This is a genomic window from Streptomyces sp. ICBB 8177 (genome assembly GCF_003144095.1).
Lineage (GTDB): Bacteria > Actinomycetota > Actinomycetes > Streptomycetales > Streptomycetaceae > Streptantibioticus_D.
Genome location: NZ_NSKH01000023.1, coordinates 412390 through 437186 on the forward strand (window position 1 = coordinate 412390; position 24797 = coordinate 437186).

Annotated in this window: 24 protein-coding genes; 16 read left to right on the forward strand and 8 right to left on the reverse strand. The window is 71.7% G+C overall.

What is annotated here, in order from left to right:
* Window positions 1-111: 111 nt before the first annotated feature.
* From hpnC to CK485_RS22340, 10 genes are all read left to right on the forward strand, one after another.
* The gene (gene hpnC, locus CK485_RS22295) at window positions 112-1011 is read left to right on the forward strand and encodes a squalene synthase HpnC (protein ID WP_109453645.1); all 900 of its coding nucleotides are present in this window, start codon (window positions 112-114) and stop codon (window positions 1009-1011) included.
* Entirely contained in the window at window positions 1008-1946 is a 939-nt protein-coding gene (hpnD, locus tag CK485_RS22300; RefSeq protein ID WP_199239476.1) for a presqualene diphosphate synthase HpnD, read from the forward strand. Before hpnC ends, hpnD begins: the two co-directional genes overlap by 4 nt.
* 126 nt (window positions 1947-2072) lie before the next feature.
* Window positions 2073-3503: a hydroxysqualene dehydroxylase HpnE gene (gene hpnE / locus CK485_RS22305; RefSeq protein WP_109453646.1), complete on the forward strand. Its 1431-nt coding sequence runs from the start codon at window positions 2073-2075 to the stop codon at window positions 3501-3503.
* Window positions 3500-4603 carry a polyprenyl synthetase family protein gene (locus CK485_RS22310; RefSeq protein ID WP_109453647.1) on the forward strand — a complete coding sequence of 368 codons (1104 nt, stop codon included), beginning with the start codon at window positions 3500-3502 and terminating at the stop codon, window positions 4601-4603. The genes hpnE and CK485_RS22310 overlap by 4 nt, the downstream gene beginning before the upstream one ends.
* A gap of 99 nt (window positions 4604-4702) precedes the next feature.
* Window positions 4703-6721 (forward strand): squalene--hopene cyclase, encoded by a 2019-nt coding sequence (shc, locus tag CK485_RS22315; RefSeq protein WP_109453648.1) that lies wholly within the window; start codon window positions 4703-4705, stop codon window positions 6719-6721.
* Window positions 6721-7389: a 1-hydroxy-2-methyl-2-butenyl 4-diphosphate reductase gene (locus CK485_RS22320; RefSeq protein WP_109453649.1), complete on the forward strand. Its 669-nt coding sequence runs from the start codon at window positions 6721-6723 to the stop codon at window positions 7387-7389. Before shc ends, CK485_RS22320 begins: the two co-directional genes overlap by 1 nt.
* A 5-nt stretch (window positions 7390-7394) precedes the next feature.
* On the forward strand, window positions 7395-8420 hold the full coding sequence (hpnH, locus tag CK485_RS22325) for an adenosyl-hopene transferase HpnH (protein WP_109453650.1): 1026 nt from the start codon (window positions 7395-7397) through the stop codon (window positions 8418-8420).
* 5 nt (window positions 8421-8425) lie between these two features.
* On the forward strand, window positions 8426-9601 hold the full coding sequence (ispG, locus tag CK485_RS22330; protein WP_109453651.1) for a flavodoxin-dependent (E)-4-hydroxy-3-methylbut-2-enyl-diphosphate synthase: 1176 nt from the start codon (window positions 8426-8428) through the stop codon (window positions 9599-9601).
* Window positions 9602-9687: 86 nt separating this feature from the next.
* Complete coding sequence (dxs, locus tag CK485_RS22335; protein WP_109453652.1) at window positions 9688-11658, forward strand: 1-deoxy-D-xylulose-5-phosphate synthase; 1971 nt, start codon at window positions 9688-9690, stop codon at window positions 11656-11658.
* Window positions 11648-13054: an aspartate aminotransferase family protein gene (locus CK485_RS22340; protein ID WP_109453653.1), complete on the forward strand. Its 1407-nt coding sequence runs from the start codon at window positions 11648-11650 to the stop codon at window positions 13052-13054. Before dxs ends, CK485_RS22340 begins: the two co-directional genes overlap by 11 nt.
* A gap of 80 nt (window positions 13055-13134) precedes the next feature.
* On the opposite strand, the gene CK485_RS22345 is transcribed toward CK485_RS22340, so the two are convergent.
* Together CK485_RS22345 and CK485_RS22350 are read right to left on the reverse strand one after the other, a co-directional pair.
* Window positions 13135-15150 (reverse strand): M3 family metallopeptidase, encoded by a 2016-nt coding sequence (locus CK485_RS22345; RefSeq protein ID WP_109453654.1) that lies wholly within the window; start codon window positions 15148-15150, stop codon window positions 13135-13137.
* Window positions 15151-15160: 10 nt separating this feature from the next.
* Window positions 15161-15988 (reverse strand): tyrosine-protein phosphatase, encoded by an 828-nt coding sequence (locus tag CK485_RS22350; protein ID WP_109453655.1) that lies wholly within the window; start codon window positions 15986-15988, stop codon window positions 15161-15163.
* Between the two features lie 313 nt (window positions 15989-16301).
* Between CK485_RS22350 and CK485_RS22355 the strand changes: the two genes are divergently transcribed.
* The gene (locus tag CK485_RS22355) at window positions 16302-17075 is read left to right on the forward strand and encodes an SGNH/GDSL hydrolase family protein (protein WP_109453656.1); all 774 of its coding nucleotides are present in this window, start codon (window positions 16302-16304) and stop codon (window positions 17073-17075) included.
* Window positions 17076-17186: 111 nt separating this feature from the next.
* Here CK485_RS22355 and CK485_RS22360 read toward each other — a convergent pair whose 3' ends face one another.
* On the reverse strand, window positions 17187-17681 hold the full coding sequence (locus CK485_RS22360) for an ATP-binding protein (RefSeq protein WP_241968529.1): 495 nt from the start codon (window positions 17679-17681) through the stop codon (window positions 17187-17189).
* Window positions 17682-17880: 199 nt separating this feature from the next.
* Here CK485_RS22360 and CK485_RS22365 point away from each other — a divergent pair, with 199 nt between their 5' ends.
* From CK485_RS22365 to CK485_RS22375, 3 genes are read left to right on the forward strand one after another with little or no spacing between them, the layout of a single operon-like run.
* Window positions 17881-18747, forward strand: coding sequence for a helix-turn-helix transcriptional regulator (locus tag CK485_RS22365; RefSeq protein WP_109453657.1), 867 nt, complete (start codon window positions 17881-17883; stop codon window positions 18745-18747).
* Between the two features lie 3 nt (window positions 18748-18750).
* On the forward strand, window positions 18751-19074 hold the full coding sequence (locus CK485_RS22370; RefSeq protein ID WP_109453658.1) for a DUF397 domain-containing protein: 324 nt from the start codon (window positions 18751-18753) through the stop codon (window positions 19072-19074).
* The gene (locus CK485_RS22375; RefSeq protein WP_275124656.1) at window positions 19071-19892 is read left to right on the forward strand and encodes an SAM-dependent methyltransferase; all 822 of its coding nucleotides are present in this window, start codon (window positions 19071-19073) and stop codon (window positions 19890-19892) included. The genes CK485_RS22370 and CK485_RS22375 overlap by 4 nt, the downstream gene beginning before the upstream one ends.
* A gap of 85 nt (window positions 19893-19977) precedes the next feature.
* Here the strand turns inward: CK485_RS22375 and CK485_RS22380 are convergent, their stop codons facing one another.
* The 4 genes from CK485_RS22380 to CK485_RS22390 form a co-directional block, all read right to left on the reverse strand.
* Entirely contained in the window at window positions 19978-20502 is a 525-nt protein-coding gene (locus CK485_RS22380; RefSeq protein ID WP_109453660.1) for a GNAT family N-acetyltransferase, read from the reverse strand.
* 39 nt (window positions 20503-20541) lie between these two features.
* Window positions 20542-20712, reverse strand: coding sequence for a DUF6126 family protein (locus tag CK485_RS29130; protein ID WP_199239533.1), 171 nt, complete (start codon window positions 20710-20712; stop codon window positions 20542-20544).
* Window positions 20713-20807: 95 nt separating this feature from the next.
* The gene (locus CK485_RS22385; protein WP_109453661.1) at window positions 20808-21440 is read right to left on the reverse strand and encodes an XRE family transcriptional regulator; all 633 of its coding nucleotides are present in this window, start codon (window positions 21438-21440) and stop codon (window positions 20808-20810) included.
* 107 nt (window positions 21441-21547) lie between these two features.
* Complete coding sequence (locus CK485_RS22390) at window positions 21548-22303, reverse strand: trypsin-like peptidase domain-containing protein (protein WP_241968530.1); 756 nt, start codon at window positions 22301-22303, stop codon at window positions 21548-21550.
* A gap of 349 nt (window positions 22304-22652) precedes the next feature.
* Between CK485_RS22390 and CK485_RS22395 the strand changes: the two genes are divergently transcribed.
* Both CK485_RS22395 and CK485_RS22400 read left to right on the forward strand, forming a co-directional pair.
* Window positions 22653-23078, forward strand: coding sequence for an OsmC family protein (locus CK485_RS22395; protein ID WP_109453663.1), 426 nt, complete (start codon window positions 22653-22655; stop codon window positions 23076-23078).
* Between the two features lie 284 nt (window positions 23079-23362).
* The gene (locus CK485_RS22400; RefSeq protein ID WP_109453664.1) at window positions 23363-23545 is read left to right on the forward strand and encodes a hypothetical protein; all 183 of its coding nucleotides are present in this window, start codon (window positions 23363-23365) and stop codon (window positions 23543-23545) included.
* A 92-nt stretch (window positions 23546-23637) separates the two neighbouring features.
* Here the strand turns inward: CK485_RS22400 and CK485_RS22405 are convergent, their stop codons facing one another.
* Window positions 23638-24558, reverse strand: a complete 921-nt coding sequence (locus tag CK485_RS22405) for an undecaprenyl-diphosphate phosphatase (RefSeq protein ID WP_109453665.1) — start codon at window positions 24556-24558, stop codon at window positions 23638-23640.
* Window positions 24559-24797 lie beyond the last annotated feature (239 nt).

A 24797-nucleotide genomic window follows, 5' to 3' on the forward strand; every position in this document is an offset into this window, starting at 1 on the left:
TCCGAAATGGGAAGAACCTGAGGATCAGTGTAGAACGGGGGGTGTGGCGGCCATGAACACGGAACCCATCCAGCTCCGGGGCACGTCCGCCGCTGCGACATGGGGCGACCCATGGTGACCGCGGGGACGCAGGAGACCCAGTCGCGCGCCGTCCTCGACAAGGCCGCCCGGGAAAACTTCCCCGTGGCGCCGTTCTTCCTGCCCCGCGCCTGGCGTGACGACCTGATGGCGGTGTACGGCTACGCCCGCCTGGTCGACGACATCGGCGACGGCGACCTGCCGCCCGGCCGCGACGACGCCCGCCTGCTCGGCCTCGACCCGGCCGCCGGCGACGACCGGCTCGCCATGCTGGACGCCTTCGAGCGGGACCTGCGCCGGATCTTCGACGGCGGCACCCCGGGCCATCCCATCCTGCGCACCCTCGCCCCGGTCGTCCGCGCCCGCGGACTGACCCCCGAGCCGTTCCTCGGCCTGATCGAGGCCAACCGGCAGGACCAGCGGGTGCGCCGCTACGCCGACTACGACGAACTGCTGGCGTACTGCGAGCTGTCCGCCAACCCCGTCGGCCGCCTGGTGCTCGCCATCACCGGCACCGCCACCCCGGAACGGATCCGGTGCTCCGACGCGGTGTGCACCGCGTTGCAGATCGTCGAGCACCTCCAGGACGTCGCCGAGGACCTGGCCCGCGACCGGATCTACCTGCCCGCCGACGACATGGCGCGGTTCGGCGTGACCGAGGCCGACCTCGCCGCCCCCACGGGGGGCGCGCAGGTGCGTGCGCTGGTGAAATACGAAGCGGAACGCGCCCGCGATCTGTTGAATGAAGGCACCCCGCTGGTGGGTAGCGTCCACGGCAGGCTGAAGCTGCTGCTCGCCGGATTCGTGGCGGGGGGCCGTGCCGCGCTCGCGGCGGTCGCGGCGGCCCGCCACGACGTCCTGGCGGGACCGCCGAAGGCCACCAAGCTCGGACTGCTGCGCGAGGTGGGGTCCACATTGCGACGAGAGGGGTGAGCCGGATCGTGGACGGTTCCGCGCACACGTCCGCACCGGTACTGGCCGCGTACCGGTACTGCGAGACCGTGACCGGGCAGCAGGCACGCAACTTCGCGTACGGCATCAGACTGCTGCCGCAGGAGAAGCGGCAGGCCATGTCGGCGCTGTACGCGTTCTCCCGCCGGGTCGACGACATCGGCGACGGCGACCTGGACCCCGCCACCAAGCGGGTCCGGCTGGAGGAGACCCGGGCGGTGCTCGGCCGGGTGCGGGACGGCGAGGTGTCCGAGGACGACACCGACCCGGTCGCCGTGGCGCTCGCCGACACGGCGCGCCGCTTCCCGATCCCGCTCGGCGGGCTCGACGAACTCATCGACGGCGTCCAGATGGACCTGCGCGGCGAGACCTACGAGAGCTGGGACGACCTGAAGGTGTACTGCCGCTGCGTCGCCGGTGCCATCGGCCGGCTGTCGCTCGGCATCTTCGGCACGGTGCCCGGCGCCCGTGACGCGGAGCAGGCGCCGACCTACGCCGACACGCTTGGCTTGGCCCTGCAACTGACCAACATCCTGCGGGACGTTCGCGAGGACGCGGGCAACGGGCGCACCTACCTGCCCGCCGAGGACCTCGCCAAGTTCGGCTGCTCCGCCGGGTTCTCGCAGCCGGTACCGCCCGCGGGGGCGGACTTCGCGGGCCTGGTCCACCACGAAGTGCGGCGCGCCAGGGCCCTGTTCGCGGAAGGCTACCGGCTGCTGCCGATGCTCGATCGGCGCAGCGGCGCCTGCGTGGCCGCCATGGCCGGCATCTACCGCCGCCTGCTGGAACGCATCGCCTCCGACCCCGAGGCGGTGCTGCGCGGCCGGGTCTCGCTGCCCGGACGCGAGAAGGCCTACGTCGCGCTGCGCGGGCTCGCCGGGCTCGACACCCGGCACGCGGCCAGGGGGCGTGCCTGAGATGAGGCCCTCACCAGCGCCGACGTCCTGCCCGGCCCACCCGGCCGGGCGCCGCTCAACCCCGCGGACGATCATCGCGTCCCTCCTGCCGACGGCACCCGGGGACGCCGCGGAGGGAGCAAGCGCATGAGCCGGACATCGATGCCGCGAGGCGGCCACCGCGACCAGCCCGGCGCCGCCACCGCGGTCGTCGTGGGCGGCGGCCTGGCGGGCACCACGGCCGCGCTCACCCTGGCCGACGCGGGAGTACGGGTCACGCTGGTGGAAGGCAGGCCGCGCCTCGGCGGTCTCGCCTTCTCCTTCCAACGCGACACCCCGGCAGGCGAGTTGACCGTCGACAACGGCCAGCACGTCTTCCTGCGCTGCTGCACCGCCTACCGCTGGTTCCTCGACCGGATCGCGGCGAGCGACCTGGTCACCCTCCAGGACCGGCTGCACGTGCCCGTACTGGACGCGGGACGGCAGCGGATGGGGCACCTGCGGCGCACCGCCCTGCCCGTCCCGCTGCACCTGGCCGCCTCGCTCGCCACCTATCCGCACCTGTCGCTCGCCGAGCGGGCCACGGTGGGCCGCGCCGCCCTCGCGCTGCGCGGACTCGACCTGGACGACCCCGCGCTCGACGCGGTCGACTTCGCGAGCTGGCTGCGCGCCCGCGGCCAGTCGCGGCGCACCGTCGAGGCGCTGTGGGACCTGGTCGGCGTCGCCACCCTCAACGCCACCGCCGACCAGGCGTCACTGGGCCTGGCCGCCATGGTCTTCAAGACCGGGCTGCTGTCCGACCCCGGGGCCGCCGACATCGGCTGGGCCCGCGCCCCGCTCGGCGACCTGCACGACACCCGCGCCCGCGCCGCCCTGGACGCGGCCGGGGTCACCACCGTGCTGCGCGGCCGGGCCGGCGGACTGCGGGCCGCACCGGACGGGGGCTGGCTGGTGGACGTGGCCGCCGGCCCCGGTCGCGCCGAGGAAGTGGCCGCCGGCACCGTGGTGCTCGCGGTGCCGCAGCGCGAGGCGCACGGCCTGCTGCCGGACGGCGCGCTGGCCGATCCCGGAGCGCTGCTGCGCATCGGCACCGCGCCGATCCTCAACGTCCACGTCGTCTACGACCGCACGGTGCTGCGCGAGCCGTTCCTCGCGGCGCTCGACAGCCCCGTGCAGTGGGTCTTCGACCGCACCGGCGCCTCGGGGCTGGCCGAGGGGCAGTACGTGGCGCTGTCGCAGTCGGCCGCCCACGACGAGATCGACCTGCCGGTCGCCGAGCTGAGAGCCCGCTACCTGCCGGAGCTGGAGCGGCTGCTGCCGGCCGCCCGCGCCGCGACCGTACGGGACTTCTTCGTCACCCGGGAACGCACCGCCACCTTCGCCCCCGCGCCGGGCGTCGGCAGGCTGCGCCCGGCCGCCCGCACCCGCGCCCCGGGCCTGTACCTGGCGGGCGCGTGGACCGCCACCGGGTGGCCCGCGACGATGGAGGGCGCCGTGCGCAGCGGACTGCGGGCCGCCCGGGACGCCCTGACGGAACTCGGCCGACCGGCCCCCGACGGCGCGCTGGAAGCCGTATGAGCCAGACATCCGCAAGCGAAGGAGAACCCGTGACACCGGCCCACGAGCAGCTGGCAGCGCCACAGGCGCAGCAAGGCGTCACCGCGCTGCTGGAGCGCGGGCGGACCCTGTCCACCCCCGTCCTGCGCGCGGCGGTGGACCGGCTCGCGCCCCCCATGGACACCGTCGCCGCCTACCACTTCGGGTGGATCGACGCGGCGGGCAACCCCACCCGCGGCGACAGCGGCAAGGCGGTCCGCCCGGCGCTCGCGCTGATGTCCGCCGAGGCCGCGGGCGCCGCTCCCGAGGCGGGCGTGCCCGGCGCGGTCGCGGTGGAACTCGTGCACAACTTCTCGTTGCTCCACGACGACCTGATGGACGGCGACGAGCAGCGCAGGCACCGCGACACGGTGTGGAAGGTGCACGGCCCGGCGCAGGCCATCCTGGTCGGCGACGCGCTGTTCGCGCTGGCCAACGAGATCCTGCTGGAGCAGGGCACCGTGGAGGCGGGCCGGGCCACCCGGCGGCTGACGGTGGCCACCCGCAAGCTGATCGACGGTCAGGCCCAGGACATCTCCTTCGAGCACCGCGAGCGGGTCACCGTCGAGGAGTGCCTGGAGATGGAGGGCAACAAGACCGGTGCCCTGCTGGCCTGCGCCTGCTCGATCGGCGCGGTGCTCGGCGGCGCCGACGAGGCCACCGCCGACGCGCTGGAGAGCTACGGCTACCACCTCGGCCTCGCCTTCCAGGCCGTCGACGACCTGCTCGGCATCTGGGGCGAGCCCGCCGTCACCGGCAAGCAGACCTGGAGCGACCTGCGTCAGCGCAAGAAGTCCCTGCCCGTGGTGGCCGCGCTCGCCGCCGAGGGTGAGGCGGCGGAGCGTCTGGGTGAACTCCTGGCGGCGGACGCCAAGAACCCCGAGATCGGGGACTTCAGCGAGGAAGAATTCGCCGACCGCGCCGCGTTGATCGAACAGGCCGGTGGCCGGGAATGGACCTCGCGCGAGGCCCGTCGCCAACACGCCACCGCCCTCGCCGCACTTGACGGAGTGGCGATGCCGGAGGAGACCAGGCGAAACCTCTTCGCGTTGGCCGACTTCGTTGTGGTACGAGAAAGATGACAACTGCAACTGCCTGAGCGCAGTCGCCGACCGCGTCGCGTGCGACGCCGGCCGACGGACGCCCCACCGGCGCAGTGCCACACTGCAGAAGGGGAAGCCATGACAGCGACGACCGACGGAAGCGCGGGACCACTTCCACCTCGTGCCACCTCGGCCAGCGAACGGTCCGGCCCGGCCGCCACCACGGCGGCCACCGGACCGCTCGACCCCGTGGAGCGGGTCGCGGCCCGCACCGCGGAGCGCGCCACCGCCCACCTGCTCGCCGCCCAGCATCCGGACGGCTGGTGGAAGGGCATCCTGGAGACCAACGTCACCATGGACGCCGAGGACCTGCTGCTCCGTCAGTTCCTCGGTATCCAGGACCCCCGCGTCCTGGACGCCGCCGCCCGCTGGATCCGCTCCCAGCAGCGCGAGGACGGCACCTGGGCCACCTTCCACGGAGGCCCCGGCGAGATCTCCACCACCGTCGAGGCCTACGTGGCGTTGCGCCTCGCCGGGGACCAGCCGACCGACGACCACATGGCCGCCGCCGCCGCCTGGGTGCGCGCCCACGGCGGGGTCGCCGCCACCCGGGTGTTCACCCGCATCTGGCTGGCCCTGTTCGGCTGGTGGAAGTGGGAGGACCTGCCGGAACTGCCGCCGGAGATCATCTACCTGCCGAAGTGGTTCCCGCTGAACCTCTACTCCTTCGGCCAGTGGGCCCGGCAGACCATCGTGCCGCTCACCGTGGTCGGCGCGCACCGGCCCGTGCAGCCCTCGCCGTTCCCCATCGACGAACTGCACACCGATCCCTCGGTGCCCAACCCGCCGCGGCCCGCCGCCCCGCTGCACAGCTGGGAGGGCGTCTTCCAGCGCCTCGACAAGGCACTGCACGCCTACCGCAAGGTCAGCATCAGGCCGCTGCGCCGCACCGCGCTGGGCGTCGCCGCCCGCTGGATCATCGAACGGCAGGAGAACGACGGCTGCTGGGGCGGCATCCAGCCACCGGCCGTCTACTCCATCATCGCCCTGCGGCTGCTCGGCTACGACCTGGACCACCCGGTGATGCGGGCGGGCCTGGAATCCCTCGACCGGTTCGCCGTCTGGCACGAGGACGGCAGCCGCATGGTCGAGGCCTGCCAGTCCCCGGTCTGGGACACCTGCCTGGCCACCATCGCGCTCGCCGACGCGGGCCTGCCCGCCGACCACCCGGCCCTGGTCAAGGCCGCGGACTGGATGCTCAAGGAGCAGATCGGCAAGCGCGGCGACTGGTCGGTGCGCAGGCCCGAACTGACGCCGGGCGGCTGGGCGTTCGAGTTCGACAACGACAACTACCCGGACATCGACGACACCGCCGAGGTCGTCCTCGCCCTCAAGCGCGTCGACCACCCCGACCGCGACCGGCTGGCCTCCGCCATCGACCGCGGAGTGCGCTGGAACCTCGGCATGCAGTCGAAGAACGGCGCGTGGGGCGCCTTCGACGTCGACAACACCAGCCGCTTCCCCAACCGCCTGCCGTTCTGCGACTTCGGCGAGGTCATCGACCCGCCGTCGGCCGACGTCACCGCGCACGTCGTGGAGATGCTCGCCGCGGTCGGCCTGCGCGACGACCCCCGCACCCGGCGCGGCGTCGACTGGCTGCTGGCAGAACAGGAGCGGGACGGCTCGTGGTTCGGCCGCTGGGGCGTCAACTACGTCTACGGCACCGGCTCGGTGGTGCCCGCGCTGGTCGCGGTCGGCCTGCCCACCGCACACCCGGCGATCCGCCGCGCCGTGGCCTGGCTGGAGAGCGTGCAGAACGCGGACGGCGGCTGGGGCGAGGACCTGCGCTCCTACCCCGACCAGGAATGGGCCGGACGCGGCAACTCGACCGCGTCGCAGACCGCCTGGGCGCTGATGGCGCTGCTGTCGGCCGGGGAGCGGGACGGCAAGGCGGTCGAACGCGGCATCCGCTGGCTCGCCGACACGCAGAACGAGGACGGGTCCTGGGACGAGCCGTACTTCACCGGCACCGGCTTCCCCTGGGACTTCTCCATCAACTACCACCTGTACCGGATGGTCTTCCCCGTCACCGCGCTCGGCCGCTACCTGCACGGCGAACCCGCGCTCCTGGCCGACCCGCTGGAGGAGGCCGCCTGATGCCCCGTCCCTCACGCTCCTCCTCCCGTCCCCGCGCCGATCCCGTCCCGCCGTCCGCGCCACCGCGCGAACCCCTGCTCGTCGTCTGCGCACTGGCCGTCGAGAAGACGGCCCTGCGCGGCGGCGCGGCCGGCTCCCCGGCGGCGTCGGTGACGCTGCTGCGGACCGGCATGGGGCCGCGCGCCGCCGAGCGCGCCGTCGCCGACGCGCTGCGCGGTGACCCCGCGCTGCGCGGCGCCGCCGTGCTCGCCACCGGGTTCTGCGCCGGGGTGGCGCCCGGCCTGCTGCCCGGTGACGTCGTCGTCGACGAGCGGTCCGAGTCCGCCGCGCCGCTCGCCGACGCCCTAGCCCGGCACGCCCACGGCCGTGCCCGCGTCCACACCGGGCGCATCGCCGAGTCCGATCACGTCGTACGCGGCGCGGAACGGCTGCGGCTGCGGACCCGTGGGGCGCTCGCCGTCGACATGGAGTCCGCCGCCGTCCGGCGCGCCGCGCTCGCCGACGCGCCGCGTCCGGTGGCCGCCGTCCGTGTCGTGGTGGACACCCCTGAGTACGAACTCCTGCGTGTCGCGACGCTCCGCACCGGGATCACCGCGTTCCGCGTGCTGAGGTCAGTTTTCCCCGCCTTCCTCGATTGGCACCGTAACCACGCTCTCCCCTGGAGGTGAGCCAGATGGCCATGCCGCTCCGACAGTCCGTCCGGGTCGGGACGTACCTCTTTGAACAGAAAATGCTCCGCAGGCGCGAGAGGTTCCCGTTGATCGTGGAACTTGAACCGCTCTTTGCGTGCAACCTCAAGTGCGAGGGCTGCGGCAAGATCCAGCACCCCGCCGGAGTGCTCAAGCAGCGCATGCCCGTGGCACAGGCGGTGGGCGCCGTGGTGGAGTCCGGCGCGCCGATGGTCTCCATCGCCGGCGGCGAGCCGCTGATGCACCCGCAGATCGACGAGATCGTGCGGCAGCTGGTCGCCCGCAAGAAGTACGTCTTCCTGTGCACCAACGCGATGTTGCTCCGTAAGAAGCTGGACAAGTTCACCCCTTCCCGCTACTTCGCCTTCGCCGTCCACATTGACGGGCTGCGGGAGCGGCACGACGAGTCGGTCGCCAAGGAAGGGGTCTTCGACGAGGCGGTCGCGGCGATCAAGGAGGCCAAGGCACGCGGCTTCCGGGTCACCACCAACTCGACCTTCTTCAACACCGACACCCCGCAGACCATCATCGAGGTGCTGAACTTCCTCAACGACGACCTCCAGGTCGACGAGATGATGATCTCGCCCGCCTACGCCTACGAGAAGGCGCCCGACCAGGAGCACTTCCTCGGCGTCGAGCAGACCCGCGAGCTGTTCAGGAAGGCCTTCGGCGACGGCAACCGCAAGCGGTGGCGCCTGAACCACAGCCCGCTCTTCCTGGACTTCCTGGAGGGCAAGGCGGACTTCCCCTGCACCGCCTGGGCCATCCCCAACTACTCGCTCTTCGGCTGGCAGCGGCCCTGCTATCTGATGAGCGACGGTTACGTCCCCACCTATCGGCAACTCGTGGACGAGACCGACTGGGACAAGTACGGGCGCGGCAAGGACCCGCGGTGCGCCAACTGCATGGCGCACTGCGGCTACGAGCCCACCGCCGTGCTGGCCACCATGGGCTCGCTCAAGGAGTCGCTGCGCGCGGCCCGGGAGACCGTGGCCGGGAATCGAGGCTGATCACCATGACCACCACCACCAGCCAACCCGTCGCCCTCGGCATGCCGTCCGTTCCGTTGAAGCTCGCTGAGCGTCGTAAGAGCCGGAAGATCCAGGTGGGGTCGGTGGCGGTGGGTGGGGATGCTCCGGTGTCGGTGCAGTCGATGACGACGACGGTGACGGCGGATGTGGGTGCGACGTTGCAGCAGATCGCCGAGTTGACGGCGTCGGGGTGTCAGATCGTGCGGGTGGCGTGTCCTTCGCAGGATGACGCGGACGCGTTGCCGGTGATTGCGCGGAAGTCGCAGATTCCGGTGATCGCGGATATTCATTTCCAGCCGAAGTACGTGTTCGCGGCGATTGACGCGGGGTGTGCTGCGGTGCGGGTGAATCCGGGGAACATCCGGCAGTTCGATGACAAGGTGCGGGAGATCGCGAAGGCGGCGTCGGATGCGGGGACGCCGATTCGGATCGGGGTGAACGCGGGGTCGTTGGACAAGCGGTTGTTGGAGAAGTACGGGCGGGCGACTCCGGAGGCGTTGGTGGAGTCGGCGTTGTGGGAGTGCTCGTTGTTCGAGGAGCACGGTTTCACGGATATCAAGATCTCGGTGAAGCACAACGATCCGGTGGTGATGGTGAATGCGTATCGTCTGCTGGCGAGCAGGTGTGATTATCCGTTGCATTTGGGGGTGACGGAGGCGGGGCCGGCTTTTCAGGGGACGGTGAAGTCGGCGGTGGCGTTCGGTGCGTTGTTGTCGGAGGGGATCGGGGACACGATTCGGGTGTCGTTGTCGGCGCCTCCTGTGGAGGAGGTGAAGGTGGGGATCCAGATTCTTGAGTCGTTGGGGTTGCGGGAGCGGCGGCTGGAGATCGTGTCGTGTCCGTCGTGTGGTCGTGCGCAGGTGGATGTGTACAGGTTGGCGGATGAGGTGACGGCGGGTCTGGAGGGGATGACGGTGCCGTTGCGGGTGGCGGTGATGGGGTGTGTGGTGAACGGTCCCGGTGAGGCGCGTGAGGCGGATCTGGGTGTGGCGTCGGGGAACGGGAAGGGGCAGATCTTCGTGAAGGGCGAGGTCATCAAGACCGTGCCGGAGTCGAAGATCGTGGAGACCCTGATCGAGGAAGCCCTCAAGATCGCCGAACGGATGGAGGTGGACCCGCAGGAGGCGGACGGAGCCGGCCCGACGGTCACCGTCGCCTGAGCCGCCGTCCGGGCCGCCCGCCCGCGCGGCGGCCCGGACGCGGCCGCACGCCCGGTTGGGGAGAACCAGCGAAAGGAGGCCCCACCATGTCGTTGTTGGAGAGCATCCGAGGCCCGCAGGACCTCAAGGCGCTCGACGCCGGACGACTGGACGAACTCGCAGGTGAGATCCGGACGTTCCTCATCGACGCGGTCGCGAGGACCGGAGGCCATCTCGGCCCGAACCTCGGCGTGGTCGAGCTGACCATCGCACTGCACCGCGTCTTCGAGTCCCCCAAGGACAAGGTGCTCTTCGACACCGGTCACCAGTCCTACGTGCACAAGCTCCTGACCGGCCGTCAGGACTTCTCCAAACTGCGGGCCAAGGGCGGCCTGTCCGGTTATCCCTCGCGGGCCGAGTCCGAGCACGACGTCATCGAGAACAGCCACGCCTCCACCGTGCTGGGCTGGGCCGACGGCCTGGCCAAGGCCAACGAGGTGCTCGGCAACCACCACCACGTCGTCGCGGTCATCGGCGACGGCGCGCTGACCGGCGGCATGGCGTGGGAGGCGCTCAACAACATCGCCGCCGCCCGCGACCGCCCGCTGATCATCGTGGTCAACGACAACGAGCGCTCCTACGCCCCCACCATCGGCGGCCTCGCCAACCACCTGGCCACGCTGCGCACCACCAACGAGTACGAACGCGTGCTGTCCTGGGGCAAGCAGGTGCTCCAGCACACCCCGGTCGTCGGCCGCCCGCTGTACGAGTCCCTGCACGGCGCCAAGAAGGGGTTCAAGGACGCCTTCGCCCCGCAGGGCATGTTCGAGGACCTGGGCCTGAAGTACGTCGGGCCCATCGACGGCCACGACATCGCGGCCGTGGAGTCGGCGCTGCGCCGCGCCAAACGGTTCCACGGCCCCGTCCTCATACACTGCCTGACCGAGAAGGGCCGCGGATACGCCGCCGCCGAGCAGGACGAGGCCGACCGCTTCCACTCGGTGGGCGCCATGGACCCGCTGACCTGTGCCCCGCTCACCCCGTCGGCGGGGCGCTCGTGGACGTCGGTGTTCGGTGAGGCCATGGTCGAACTCGGCCGCGAGCGCGAGGACGTGGTGGCCGTCACGGCGGCCATGCTCCAGCCGGTCGGCCTCGGGAGGTTCGCCAAGGAGTTCCCCGACCGGGTCTACGACGTCGGCATCGCCGAGCAGCACGCCGCCGTCTCCGCCGCGGGGCTGGCCACCGGCGGCCTGCACCCCGTCGTCGCCGTCTACGCCACCTTCCTCAACCGCGCCTTCGACCAGGTGCTGATGGACGTGGCGCTGCACCGCTGCGGTGTGACGTTCGTGCTGGACCGCGCCGGGGTGACCGGCAGCGACGGTGCCAGCCACAACGGCATGTGGGACATGTCGATCCTCCAGGTCGTCCCCGGCCTGCGGATCGCCGCGCCGCGCGACGCCGACCAGTTGTGCGCCCAACTGCACGAGGCTGTCGTGGTGGACGACGCGCCGACCGTCCTGCGCTTCCCCAAGGAGACCGTGGGCGAGCCGATGCCCGCGATCGACCGCGTCGGCGGCATGGACGTGCTGCACCGCGGCGAGCGCGAGGACGTGCTGCTGGTCTCGGTGGGCACGCTGGCGTCCACCTGCCTGTCCGCAGCCGCCCTGCTGCGCGACCGCGGCATCGGCGTCACCGTCGTCGACCCGCGCTGGGTCAAGCCGGTGGACGAGGCGCTGCCGGGGCTCGCCGCGCGCCACCGGCTGGTCGCCGTGGTGGAGGACAACGGCCGCACCGGCGGCGTCGGCTCGGCGGTCTCGCAGGCTCTGCGCGACGCCGAAGTGGACGTACCGGTGAGGGACTTCGGCATCCCCGCGCAGTTCCTGGCGCACGCCAAACGCAGCGAGGTGCTGGCCGACCTCGGGCTCACCCCCGCCGAGATCGCGAGCCGCGTCGGTGCCACCCTGGCCCGTGTGACCGCGGCCTCCGCCGTGGCCCGCGCGCACGTCCCCCCGGCGACCGTGACCTCCGGCCCGGCCACCACCACCGTCATAGAGAAGGAGGAAGCCGATGGCCGATGAAGCCGGGCCCGAGGCGAAGGGATTCGACCTCGCGAAGCTGCTGGCGGAACGTGGCGCCGAGCGCTACGAACTGCACGCCAGGCACCTCAACCACCAACTGCCGCGCATGCTGCACACCATCGGCTTCGACAAGGTCTACGAGCGGGCCGAGGGCGCGTACTTCTGGGACGCGGACGGCGACGACTACCTCGACATGCTCGCCGGTTTCGGTGTGATGGGACTGGGGCGCCATCACCCGGTGGTCCGCAAGGCGCTGCACGACGTCCTGGACGCGGGGCTCGCGGACCTCACCCGGTTCGACTGCCCACCGCTGCCGGGACTGCTCGCCGAGAAGCTGCTGTCCCACACCCCGCACCTGGACCGGGTGTTCTTCGGCAACAGCGGCACCGAAGCGGTCGAGACCGCGCTGAAGTTCGCCCGCTACGCCACCGAGCGCCCCCGGGTGCTGTACTGCACGCACTCCTTCCACGGACTGACCACCGGGTCGCTGTCGGTCAACGGCGAACCCGGCTTCCAGGACGGCTTCGCGCCCCTGCTGCCCGACACCGCGATCCCGATGGGCGATCTGGCCGCGCTGGAGCGGGAGTTGCGCAAGGGCGACGTGGCCGCGCTGATCGTCGAGCCCATCCAGGGCCATGGTGTGCACATCGCCCCGCCCGGCTACCTGGCCGCCGCGCAGGAACTGCTGCACCGGCACAAGGCCCTGCTGATCTGCGACGAGGTGCAGACCGGCCTCGGCCGCACCGGTGAGTTCTTCGCGTACCAGCACGAGACCGGCGTCGAACCCGACCTGGTGACCGTCTCCAAGGCGCTGTCCGGCGGCTACGTGCCGGTGTCCGCGACGCTCGGCAAGGAGTGGATCTTCAAGAAGGTCTACTCCTCGATGGACCGGGTGCTGGTCCACTCGGCCAGCTTCGGGTCCAACGCGCAGGCGATGGCGGCGGGCCTGGCCACGCTCAGCGTCATGGAGGACGAGCGGATCGTGGAGAACGCCCGGGTCACCGGCGATCTGCTGCGCACCCGTCTCGCCGCCCTGACCGACCGCTACGAGATGCTGCACGAGGTGCGCGGCCGGGGCCTGATGATCGGTATCGAGTTCGGGCGCCCCAGGTCGCTGAAGCTGCGCAGCGGATGGACGATGCTCCAGGCGGCGCGCAAGGGGCTGTTCGCGCAGATGGTCGTGGTGCCGCTGCTGCAACGCCACCGCATCCTCACCCAGGTCTCCGGGGACCACCTGGAGGTCATCAAGCTGATCCCGCCGCTGATCATCGGCGAGCGCGAGGTCGACCGCTTCGTGGACGCGTTCACCGACGTGATGGACGACGCCCACAAGGGGAGCGGCCTGATGTGGGACTTCGGCCGCACCCTGATCCGTCAGGCGGTCGGGAACCGCTGACCCCCACCGGTCCCGTCGGCGGCCAGGGAAGGGGCTGCCGACGGGACCGACCGCGTTGCGATCAGCGGCTTGACGGCTCGTCAGGCAGTGAGCCCGCGCCGGGCCAGCAGCGGTTCGATGCGCGGCGGGCGGCCCACCACGGCCTCGAACGCCTCCATCAGGTCCACGCTGCCGCCGCGCGACAGCAGGCCCTCGCGGAACGCCTGACCACTCTCACGCACGGACCTGCCATTGGTCTCGAACCACTCGACGGTGTCGGCGTCGAGCACCTCGCTCCAGATGTAGGAGTAGTACCCCGCGCTGTAGTCGCCGGCGAAGACGTGGCTGAAGTACGTGCTGCGGTAACGCGGCGGGATCTCGGGCATCGCCAGCCCCGCGGTCTCCAACGCCGCCGCCTCGAACTCCTCCACGTCCCCGGGCTGCCGGCCGTCCGCCAGGGAGTGCCAGGCCCAGTCGAGCACGGCCGCCGCCAGGTACTCCACGGTGTGGAAGCCCTCGCCGAAGCGACGTGCCTCCACCAGCCGGTCCACCACCGCCTCCGGCAGCGGCTCGCCGGTCACGTGGTGGCGGGCGTACCGGGCGAGCACCTCGGGCCGCAGCATCCACATCTCGTTGACCTGGGAGGGGTACTCGACCACATCGCGCGGCACGTTCGGGCCGGAGAAGGACACGTTGCGCACGTCGGAGAGCAGGCCGTGCAGCGCGTGACCGAACTCGTGGAAGAGCGTCTTGACCTCGGTCACGGTCAGCAGGGTGGGCTCACCGGCGGGCGGCTTGGTGATGTTGCTGTTGTTGACGACGACCGGACGGGTGCCCAGCAGCCGCGACTGGTCGACCAGCGCGTGCATCCAGGCGCCGCCGCGCTTGGTGCCGCGCGCGTAGAAGTCGGCGAGGAACAGCCCGATGGGGCTGCCGTCCTCCTCGAAAACCTCGAAGACCCGCACGTCCGGGTGGTAGCCCACCAGATCGGGCCGCTCGGTGAAGGTGATCCCGTAGACCTGCCCGGCGGCGAAGAAAACACCGTCGTGCAGCACGCGTTCCAGCTCGAAGTAGGGGCGCAGGGCCGCCATGTCGATGTCGTACCGCTCCTTGCGGACCTTCTCCGCGTAGAACGACCAGTCCCACGAGGCGAGTTCACCGCCCGCCGCCTCGCGCAGCGCGTCGGCCTCGGCTCGGGCGTTGGCGACCGCGGGCGGGACCAGCCGGGCGAACAGGTCCTCGACCGCTTTGGTGCTGCCGGCCGTCAGGTCGTCCACGGCGTACGCGGCGTAGCTCGGGTAGCCCAGCAGTGCGGCCTTCGCCGCCCGCAACGTCGCCAGACGTGCGACCAGTTCACGGTTGGAGTCCAGTCCCCGGCTCAGCGAGGCGGTCATCAGCCGCTCGCGCACCGACCGGTCCTCCAGCCACGCCAGCTCGGACTGATTGGTGAACAGCTTCAGGCTCAGGACGTACTTGCCCTCGTGCCCCAGCGACCTGGCGTTCTCCGCCGCCGCGGCGATCGCGTCGTCGGAGAGCCCGGCGAGGTCCTCGGCGCGATCCAGCACCAGCGCGCCCGCCTTGGTGTCGTCGAACAGGTTCTGCTGGAACGCCGTCGCGGCACGGGCGAGTTCACGGTTCAGCTCGCGCAACCGCTCCTGCTGCTGCGGCGTCAGGCCCGCACCCGCGCGCAGGAAGTCTTGGTGGCGGCGCTCCAGCAACCGCAGATCCTCGGGGTCCAGGCCCAATTGGTGGCGCTCGGCGAACAACGCGTCGATCCTGGCGAACAGGGCGCGGTCCAGGTGGATGGCGTCCTGGTGGGCGGCGAGCCTGGGGCGGTACTCCGCGTCCAGAGCCTGGATCTCAGGGGTGGCGTCGGACAGCGACACCGTGGAGAGGGCGTAGTCCGCCCGGCGCAACAGCTCGCCGCTGCGCTCCAGGGCGGCGACGGTGTTGTCGTAGGTGGGCGGCGACGCGTCGCCGGTGATCGCGGCGATCTCGGCGAGCTGCTCGGCCATGCCCCGGTCCAGCGCCGGAGCGTAGTGCTCGACGCGTATCTCCTGGAAGGGCGGCAACTCGTAGGGAAGCTTGCTCCTGGTGAAGAAAGGGTTCGCGGTCACCCGGCCGACCTTAGCCGTTGCGGTCCTCCAGGAGGAGGGCGCGCAGCCTCTCCCGGCGCTCGTCGGACAGGCCCAGGCCGTCGGCGAGGTAGCGGTCGGCGGAGCCCCAGCGCTCCTCGATGGTGTCGAAGGCGGCCGTCAGGTACTCGATCCTCGCCTCGAACAGCGGGCTGAGCAGGGCCATGACCTCCGGCGTCGTCGCGGGCTCGGCGTGCGCGGCGCGCTGCACCCGGTACCGGCGGTGCGCGTCGTTGCTCAGCAGGTAGTCCGCCTCGATCTCGTCCCGCCGCACGCCGAGGGCCAGCAGGATGATCGCCATCGAGGTGCCCGCGCGGTCCTTGCCGGCCGCGCAGTGCAGCAGCACCGGCACCGCCGCGGAGTCCGCGATCAGCTCCAGCATGCGACCGTGCTCGGCGGTGCGCTCCAGGACGAGCGATCGGTAGGCGCCGATCATCCGGCGTTCGCCCCGCCCGTCGCCCAGCGCGGCGTGCAGCGTCTCCAGGTCCCCCTCGCGCACCGACAGCCAGAAGTCCGCGCCGGCCGCCGGGTCGCTCAGCGGCATGTTGAGGTTGCGCACCCCGTCGAGGCTGACGTCCGGCCCCTCCAGCGCGATGTCGGAGGAGTTGCGGAAGTCCAGGATGGTGTGCAGGCCCAGGGCGGAGAGGCACGCGGCGTCCTGCTCGGTGGCGTGCGCGAGGTGACCGCTGCGGTAGAGCCTGCCGCGGGCGACCCGGCGTCCGTCCGTGGTGGCCAGCCCGCCCACGTCGCGGAAGTTGCGCACCCCCGTCAGCTCGGGCTCGGGCTGTGCCGTCACGGACTGCGGCGTCTGCTGGGTCACCGGGGCTCCTCATGGACGGCCGACGGTACTGGTCACCGCCGCACAAGCCAATGCCGACGATACGACAAGACGACAGGATGCGTACCAGCCGGTATGTGCCGGGGAGGGTGTCCGCCCGGTGGCACGCCCCCGAGTCCGCCGCCCGCCGCGGCGATCCGTGTGTCATGCACCTTCCGTCTTATTCCGCTCCCCGGGCCTTGGGCCGGGTGGGATGAATCACGTCGCGTCAACCCCTCATTACGGTCGCGTAGGTCACGTCGCGCGGTGAAAGATGTCGCGAGTGGCTGATGTGAACACTCCTGACTCCCCGTCCATGTCGGGTGCGGCGGCCATCGGGTCGTACGCGGCGATCGGCGACAGCTTCACCGAGGGCGTCGGCGACCCGGGACCCGACGGCACCTTCACCGGCTGGGCCGACCGCCTCGCCGTCCTGCTGGCCGACCGCCGTCCCGAGGGCGACTTCCGGTACGCGAACCTCGCCGTGCGCGGCCGCCTGCTCGACCAGATCGTGGCGGAGCAGGTCCCGCGCGCGGTGGAACTCGCCCCCGACCTGGTGACCTTCTGCGCCGGCGGCAACGACATCCTGCGCCCCGGCACCGACCCCGACGACGTGGCCGAGCGCTTCGAGGCGGCCGTCGCGACGCTCACCGGCGCGGCCGGGTCCGTCCTGGTGGCCACCGGCTTCGACACCCGCGGCGTTCCGGTGCTCAAGCACCTGCGCGGCAAGATCGCCACGTACAACGCCCACCTGCGGGCCATCGCGGACCGCTACGAGTGCCCGGTGCTCGACCTGTGGTCGCTGCGCTCGGTGCAGGACCGGCGGGCCTGGAGTGAGGACCGCCTGCACCTGTCCCCCGAAGGCCACACCCGGGTCGCGCTGCGGGCCGGGCAGGTCCTGGGCGTCCCCGTGCCGGCCGACCCCGACCAGCCGTGGCCGCCACTGCCCCCGGTCACCGCGGCCGACGCCCGCCGCGACACCATCCACTGGGCGCGGGAGTTCCTGGTGCCGTGGATCGGCCGCAGGCTGCGCGGGGAGTCCAGCGGCGACAACGTCACCGCCAAGCGCCCGGACCTGATGCCGCTGTAGCCACGGTTCCCGCGATCACGCCCCCGGCGAGGACCGCCACGACCGCGACCGGAGGGGGAGGCGGGGCTGCCCGGGTCGGCCGGAGGGGCCCGGGACGTCGGGAGGCGCGCCTCAGGCCTTCGGGCTCAGTGGCTGCGCGCTCGCACCCGCGTCGCGCAGGACCGCCCACACCAGGCGGCCCCCGCCGTCCGGGCAGGACTGCACGCCCCAGGCGGTGGCCAGCGCGTTGACCAGGAGCAGACCGCGTCCGCCCTCCTCGTCGACCTCCGCCCGGCGTGGCTGAGGCTCCGTCAGGCCACGCCCCTGGTCGGCGACTTCGATACGGATGGCATCGCCGATGACACGCAGGGCGCACGATATGCGCTCGCTGTCGCTGTAGCGGACGGCGTTGGTGAACAGCTCCGAGAGCACCAGGCCGGCGTCGTCCCCGACCTCGCCGTGGACACCGCGCTCGGCCAGCAGGGCGCGGAGCCTCCCGCGGGCCTCGCCCACGCACGATCCGAGAGCGGGCAGGTGGAACACGTCCGTTCGTGACGTGCACGGCTGCCGCCGGGCGTCGAGGCCGGCCGGGCGCTCCAACTTCAGAGCGTCGTGGGAGGAAGGCACTCCGACACTATGCGCGGTGCGCTCAACAGATGGCAAGATGCGTTCTGTAATTTGCAGAATCGGAAACCCCAACCGGTCACTCACCTGACGACGTGACACACTGCTTTGTCCGTAGGGGAGTTGACCGTTCAAGCAGGGACGACAGGATCCAGGGTCCGAGGGCGTGGGGACCCGAGAGCTACAGGACCAAGGAGCGGCGGTGGCGGAGTCCCGGGGTTCAGGTGCGCCGACAGTCCTGCGCGTGGTGCTCGGCAAGCGCCTCGCGGATCTGCGGGAGAAGGCGGGTATCGGCTACGAGCAGGCCGCCGCCGCGCTGGACGTCACGCACGCGACGATCCGCAGGATGGAGAAGGCCGAGACCGGCCTGAAGATCCCGTACGTCGAGAAGCTGCTGACGACCTACGGCGTACGCGACCCGGAGGAGGTCGAGGGCTTCCTCGCGCTGGCCCGGGAGGCCAACCGGCCCGGCTGGTGGCACCGTTACCGCGACGTGCTGCCCGAGTGGTTCAGCGCGTTCGTCAGCCTGGAGGGCGAGGCGAACCTGATCCGCGCCTACGAGCCGCACTACGTGCCCGGTCTGCTGCAGACCGAGGACTACGCCCGTGCCGTGCTGCGCGCCGGCCTGCCGCACGCCTCCGACGAGGAGATCGACCGCCTCGTCGCCCTGCGGCTGGCCCGGCAGGCCCGGCTGACCGGGGACGAGCCGCCGCTGCTGTGGGTGGTGATGGACGAGACCGTGCTGCGCCGGCCGATCGGCGGCCGGGCGGTGATGCGCGCGCAGGTCGACCGGCTCGTCGAGGCCTGCGCGATGCCGAAGGTCAGGCTCCAGGTCATGCCCTTCGCCGCGGGCCCGCACCCCGCCATGTACGGACCGTTCCACATCTTCCGGTTCGAGCTCCAGGAACTGCCCGACATCGTCTGCTCGGAGAGTCTGGTGGGCGCCGTCTACTTCGACGAACGCGAGGACGTGTCGACCTACCTGGAGGCGCTGGACCGGATGTGCGCGCAGGCCACGCCCGCACAGAGCACCGAGGCCTTCCTCGGCGGCGTTCGCAAGGAGATCTGACCGATGGACCGCAGGTTTGACGGGGACCGCAATCACCCGGGCAGGGAACACCTGTACGGGGAACGTATATACAACGGCATGCCCGCCGCCGAACTGGGCACCGAGGGCTGGCGCAAGCCATGGAGCGGCGGCAACGGCGGCAGTTGCGTCGAGGCCATGAGACTGTGCGACGGCCGGGTGGCGATCCGGCAGTCCACCGACCCGGACGGGCCGGCGCTGATCTACACACAGCACGAGATCCAGACGTTCATCCAGGGCGCGAAGGCCGGCGACGCCGACTTCCTCCTCGCGTCACCCACCAAGTGCACCGAACGGAGCAAGGCGTGAGCGAGCAGGACCTCACCGCAGCGGGGTTCCCCGTCGAGCGGATCGACACCAGCAAGCCCCACCCCGCCCGGATGTACGACTACTACCTCGGCGGCTGGGACAACTACGAGGTCGACCGGGCGGCCGCGGAGCAGGTCATCACCATGGCACCGGAGGCCAGGGCCAGCGCCCGCGCCAACCGCGCCTTCCTCGGCCGCGCGGTGCGCACCGTCGTGCGCTCCGGGATACGCCAGGTCATCGACATCGGCACCGGCATCCCCACCTCGCCCAACACCCATGAGGTCGCCCGCGAGATCGACCCGTCGGTGCGGGTCGCCTACGTCGACAACGACCCCATCGTCGCCACCCACGCGGGCGCCAAGCTGACCGACACCGGGCAGGCGGGCTTCGTGCTGGCCGACGTGCGCGACCCCGAGTCGATCCTGGAGAGCCCGCTGGTACGGGAGTTGATCGACTTCGATCAGCCGGTCGCCCTGCTGTTCGTCGCCGTGCTGCACTTCATCAAGGACGCGGAGGACCCCGCCGGCATCCTGCGCGCCTTCACCGAGCGGCTCGCCCTCGGCAGCCACCTCGTCCTCACCCACGGCACCACGGACTTCCACCGGGACGCCGAGGGCGACGCGCGGGAGGTCTACAAGAACGCCACCGCCCACCTCACGCTGCGCGGCTACGACGAGATCCTGCCGTTCTTCGACGGTTTCGAACTGCTGGAGCCCGGCGTCGTCCAGGCCCCGCTGTGGCGTCCGGAAGGCGCCCTCCCTGAGGCGTCCGAACTGCACCGTATCGCCTTCTACGCGGGCGTCGGCGTCAAGGAGTGAGGCGGCCGGGGCGCCGGGCGGTGATGGCGCGAGGCGGCCCTGGCGTGAGGGGCCACGGGCGCCGGGCGGTCAGGCCGTCGGGCGGTCAGGGCGTCAGGCGCTTGGCGAAGAAGTGATCGGCGTACGGCCCGTCGTGGTACGCGGGGACCTGCGCGTACCCGCGTGCCGCGTACAGCGCCCGTGCCTCCACCAGGTCCGAGCGGGTGTCCAGGCACAGCAGTGCCGCGCCCAGCCGCTCGCGTGCCGCTCGTTCGGCGGCCGTCAGCAGGCGTGAGCCCAGCCCGCCGCGCCGGACGGAGGGCGCCACGTAGACCCGCGTCAGCTCGGCCTTCCCCGGCGCGAGCAGACGCACTCCCGCGCAGCCGTGAGCGATTCCGTCGCGCCGCGCGACCAGGAACAGCCCGCCGGGCGGCGCGAGATGGCCGCTCGGCTCGGCGGTCATGGCCGCGTCCACCTCGGCGGCGGTCGCCGCGCGGCCGTGATGGTGGCGGTGGTAGCGGTCGACGATGTCCGAGTAGTACGCGCGCAGCAGCGCGCCGGAGTCGGCCGAACCGACCGGCTCCGGCGCGATCTCCCATACGGGGGCGGCCTGTTGGGGCTTCGATGCCATGCGGCGATTATGCGCGGGCCGCGGGCCGCGGGCCGCGGATCAGTGGCGGTGGCCGCCCAGTTCGAAGAGCAGGAAGAGGAACGCCGCGAACAGGTGGGAGCCGACGAGATAGATGGCGAGTCGCACGACCAGGCCGCGGTTGAGCCACTTGCGGTTCCGCGACGGGATGGTGGCGGGTTGCGTGACGTGCTGCGTTCCGGTTTCGGGCATGGCGGAAGCGACCTTCCTGCGTGAACGGCGTGTAATGCCGTTGGTGAGGGGAGCCGTCGGCCGGGGGGGCTCGGCTCCGGTGCGGGTCTCGGGGATCAGTGGGCGTGCCCCGGCGGATCGATGCACAACGCGCCGGCCGGGGTCTGCAACAGCGTGTGCACGAACAGCACTTCGGCGTGACCCTTCGTCGCGGAGGCCAGCCGGTGCGGGGTCAGTGAGTCGAAGTGCGCCGCGTCGCCCGGGTCGAGCAGGTGGACCGCCTGGCCCAGGGTCAGCCGCAGCCGCCCGGACAGCACGTACAGCCACTCCTCACCGGGGTGCACCCGGACCACCGCGTCCTGGACCGACGGCGGGATGCGCAGCCGCAGGGCCTGCATCGCCCGGTCCGGCGCGCCCGTCCTGCGGTAGCCCCAGCCGCCCGCGCGGCCGGGCTCGATGCGGCCGGCACGGATGACCGGATCGCGGGGCGCGGTCTCCTCGCCCAGCAGTTCCGCCACGGTCGTGGCGTAGGCTCGGGACAGGCCGAGCAGCACGGGCAACGAGGGCTGGCGCCGTTCCGTCTCCAGGCGGGACAGATACGCGGGCGACAGACCGACCCGGGCCGCGGCGGCCTCCAGGGTGAGCCCGCTGCGACGGCGCCGCTCCCGCAGCCTGCTGCCGAGGCCGGTCAGCTCGGGGCCGGCGGGGTCCGCGGGTTCGGCGACGGTGTGCGCTGCGGGGGAGGTCATGCCGCAAGTCCACACCCGGCAGTGCCTGACAGGCAAACTTTGTGCCTCAGGGGCAAAAGTGCTGCAAAAGCCCCGCTGGAGGGCCGAGTGCCCGGCGGGAGTCGAGGTCAGGACGAGGCGGTGGCTTGCTGGTACAGCGCTTCCACGGAACCGCCGAAGGCCACGCTGTAGGAGACGTCGGGCGTGTCGCCGCCCTGCTCGTAGCCGCCGATGACCCCCATGACCGTGGTGCCGCCGGTGACCCAGGCGGTCCCGCTGGTGCCGCCGCTGTAGGCGGTGCAGGCGATGCGCAACTGCGTGGCGCTGAACGACGAGGCGCGGTTGACACAGGTGAGCGGCGCGTCGTCGACCTCGGGGTAGCCCGTGATGCGCACCGTGCTGGTCGGGCTGCGGTCGATGCCGAGGGTGTAGCCGCCGACAACGGACTGGACCTGACGCCCGCCGAGCGCGTCGACGCTGACGAAGGCCACGTCGTAGTCCGGGTTCTGGCCGCTGGTCCAGTGCGGGTCCAGCGTGGTGTGGTCCAGTTTCCACACGCCGTACGGTGCGATCCCGTCGTGGTATCCCGGGGCGAAGTACAGCGGGCCGGTGCCGTTGGTCACGCAGTGCGCGGCCGTGACGATCAGGTCCTTGCCCGCGCTGTCGACCACGCTCCCGGTGCAGAAGTGGTCGCCGGAGGAGGACACCTGGCCGTTGAAGATGGCGCCGACCATGGCGAACTGCCGGGTGTCGTGGATCTCCTTGGAGACGCCCATCGAGGACGAGGAGTCGGTCAGGGCGGCGGCACTCGCGGTACTGCCCACGGCGACCAGGACGAGCCAGGAGAGCGTGAGGGCGGAGTTGCGGCACAGGCGTCGGGACACGGCGCGCGCGAATCGGGAGCGCCGGAGGGACGACCACCTGTACGGCATACGAGGCCCTTCTTGTTCGAGGGCGGCAGGGACGGCGAGTGTACTCGCGCCAATGATCATTGACGACGTTCATGAGAATCCGATGTGAAGCCCGTCAGAGCCTGGTGATTCTCGGCATCGCGCGGGTGATTCTTCGGCCCGGCGCCGCCCGGGACACCGTTTCGCCGCCCGGCGCGGGCCGCCGTGGCGCATGATCCGTAGCAGGGAGACGCGTCGCGTGCCCGCGAGCGGAATGCCTCCGCGTCGCGGCGTCGCAACGACCATCGCAACCACATCACCGGAACTCAGGAGGTACCCCGTCGTGGCCACCACCCGCACCGCGCACACCGTCTGGGAAGGCAACCTGCTCGAGGGCAGGGGCACCGTCAGCTTCGACTCGTCCGGCATCGGCTCCCAGCCGGTGTCCTGGCCCGCGCGCTCCGAGCAACCGGGCGGCCTGACCAGCCCGGAGGAGCTGATCGCGGCGGCCCACTCCAGTTGCTTCTCCATGGCCCTCTCGCACGGTCTGGCGGGCGCGGGGACGCCGCCCACCCGGCTGAACACCCGCGCCGACGTCACGTTCCAGCCCGGCGAGGGAATCACCGGCATCCACCTCACCGTCGAGGGAGACGTACCGGGCCTGGACGCCCAGGGCTTCGAGTCGGCGGCGCAGGATGCCAAGAAGAACTGCCCGGTGAGCCAGGCCCTTTCCGGCACCACGATCACCCTCACCGCGACCCTGGTCTGACCCGCCCGCGCGGCCGGACCACGGGAGCGCGCACGGGCTCTGGGGGGCGCGCCCAGCTCCGAGGTGTACGCGCCGGGCTCCGTGGCGTGCGCGCCGGGCTCCGCGTGGTGCGCGCCGGGCCTGGAAAGGCGTACGCCAGGCCTGGAGGGGACCATACCGGCGGGAATCACCCGTTCGGGGAACATGTGTACGGGAACCTCCAGGTCCCTGGCGGCGTTGAGCGGTCAGAGCGGATGATGGATCCGCGGTGTCGCGGCCGGTGCCGCGGACGGAGGACGATAGCGATGTCGAAGCGCACGGGATACGTAGTCGGAGGAGTCGCGGTAGGCCTGGTCCTGCTTTGGGTGCTGCCGCTGTGGGCGGCGCTGCTGATCATCGTCGGCGTGCCGGTCGGCGGCTACCTCGCGCTGGACAAGTCGCAGCGGGCCCGCCTCAAGCGCGTCACCCGCAAGGAGATAGGCCGCTAGCCGAGCCGTTCCGGCCGCGCGGGCCGTCCGGCCGGAACGGTGGCGTGCGGCACCCGTGCCGGCACGGCGCCTCCAGGGCCTGCGCGCGGACCTCAGGTCAGGGTGAAGTACGCCAGGCTGCCCAGGCCCGCCACCGTGCAGTAGATCGCGAAGGGGGTCAGCGTCCGGGTCTCGAAGTACTTCGTCAGGTACTTCACGGCCACGTATCCGGCGACGAAGGCCGCCACGCTGCCCGCCACCACCTGGCCCCTGATGCCGTCCCCGGCCGGGCCGAGCAGCGAGGGGACCTTCAGCAGCGCCGCCGCACCGATCACGGGGGTGGCCAGCAGGAAGGCGAAGCGTGCCGAGTCCTCGTGGTTCATGCCCCGGAAGATGCCCGCGCTGATGGTCGAGCCCGAGCGGCTGATGCCGGGGCACAGGGCGAGGATCTGCGCCGCGCCGATCCAGGTGGCCTGGGCGAAGCCGAGCCGGGTGATGCGCCGGTCGGACAGCTCCTCCTCGCTCAGGTGCTCCTCGCCGGGCGCGGGCGCCGCTCCGGCGCGTCTGCGGCCGGTGCCGCCCCGGCGCAGTTGCTCGGTGACGTACAGGACGATGCCGTTGAGCGAGAGGAAGATCGCTGTCGGGACCGGCTTGCCGAGGGTGGTACGGAAGACGCTGTCGAGCGCGAGCCCGGCTACGCCCACCGGGATCGTGGCGACCACCAGCAGCCAGGCGAGCCGCTGCTCGACGGTGGCTATCCGCCGCTCCAGCACGGAGGTGAACAGCCCGCGGACCACCCGGGCCCAGTCCCGCCGGAAGTACACCACCAGCGCCAGCGCGGTCGCCAGGTGCAGGCCGATCAGCACGTTGAGGTACGGCGATCCGTCGGCCGACACGTTCAGGTCCCGCTCGACCTGGCCGCCGACCAGTGCCGGCACCAGGATGCTGTGGCCGAGGCTGGAGACCGGGAACAGCTCGGTGACGCCCTGCAGCAGGCCGACGCCTATGGCTTCTGGGTAGGTCAGGACGGACATCGGTGGCCTTCGGTCAAGGAGGGGAAGCGCCCGGAGTGCGGCGACGCCGATCACGGGGGAAGCCGGGCGACGTGCCGGGGCAGCAGCGAAGCTACTACAGGAAAAGATCACCTCCGACGGCCCGGGGCAGGTGTTCACCTGGTGCTCCGCCGGTGTTCACGCGGGGTACCGGGGCGGGTCGGGGTGCCGCCGGGAGCGTGGGGCGCATGACGCCCCGCGTGACCTGGAACACCTGGTCG

Excerpts from the sequence above, each read along its gene's own strand:
- CK485_RS22405 (WP_109453665.1), bottom strand. The coding sequence starts at position 24,558 with ATGTCCGTCCTGACCTACCCAGAAGCCATAGGCGTCGGCCTGCTGCAG.
- shc (WP_109453648.1), top strand. The coding sequence starts at position 4,703 with ATGACAGCGACGACCGACGGAAGCGCGGGACCACTTCCACCTCGTGCC.
- CK485_RS29130 (WP_199239533.1), bottom strand. The coding sequence starts at position 20,712 with ATGCCCGAAACCGGAACGCAGCACGTCACGCAACCCGCCACCATCCCG.
- CK485_RS22385 (WP_109453661.1), bottom strand. The coding sequence starts at position 21,440 with ATGACCTCCCCCGCAGCGCACACCGTCGCCGAACCCGCGGACCCCGCC.
- ispG (WP_109453651.1), top strand. The coding sequence starts at position 8,426 with ATGACCACCACCACCAGCCAACCCGTCGCCCTCGGCATGCCGTCCGTT.
- CK485_RS22370 (WP_109453658.1), top strand. The coding sequence starts at position 18,751 with ATGGACCGCAGGTTTGACGGGGACCGCAATCACCCGGGCAGGGAACAC.
- hpnH (WP_109453650.1), top strand. The coding sequence starts at position 7,395 with ATGGCCATGCCGCTCCGACAGTCCGTCCGGGTCGGGACGTACCTCTTT.
- CK485_RS22380 (WP_109453660.1), bottom strand. The coding sequence starts at position 20,502 with ATGGCATCGAAGCCCCAACAGGCCGCCCCCGTATGGGAGATCGCGCCG.
- CK485_RS22400 (WP_109453664.1), top strand. The coding sequence starts at position 23,363 with ATGTCGAAGCGCACGGGATACGTAGTCGGAGGAGTCGCGGTAGGCCTG.
- CK485_RS22355 (WP_109453656.1), top strand. The coding sequence starts at position 16,302 with ATGTCGGGTGCGGCGGCCATCGGGTCGTACGCGGCGATCGGCGACAGC.
- dxs (WP_109453652.1), top strand. The coding sequence starts at position 9,688 with ATGTCGTTGTTGGAGAGCATCCGAGGCCCGCAGGACCTCAAGGCGCTC.
- hpnE (WP_109453646.1), top strand. The coding sequence starts at position 2,073 with ATGAGCCGGACATCGATGCCGCGAGGCGGCCACCGCGACCAGCCCGGC.
- hpnC (WP_109453645.1), top strand. The coding sequence starts at position 112 with ATGGTGACCGCGGGGACGCAGGAGACCCAGTCGCGCGCCGTCCTCGAC.
- CK485_RS22310 (WP_109453647.1), top strand. The coding sequence starts at position 3,500 with ATGAGCCAGACATCCGCAAGCGAAGGAGAACCCGTGACACCGGCCCAC.
- CK485_RS22320 (WP_109453649.1), top strand. The coding sequence starts at position 6,721 with ATGCCCCGTCCCTCACGCTCCTCCTCCCGTCCCCGCGCCGATCCCGTC.
- CK485_RS22340 (WP_109453653.1), top strand. The coding sequence starts at position 11,648 with ATGGCCGATGAAGCCGGGCCCGAGGCGAAGGGATTCGACCTCGCGAAG.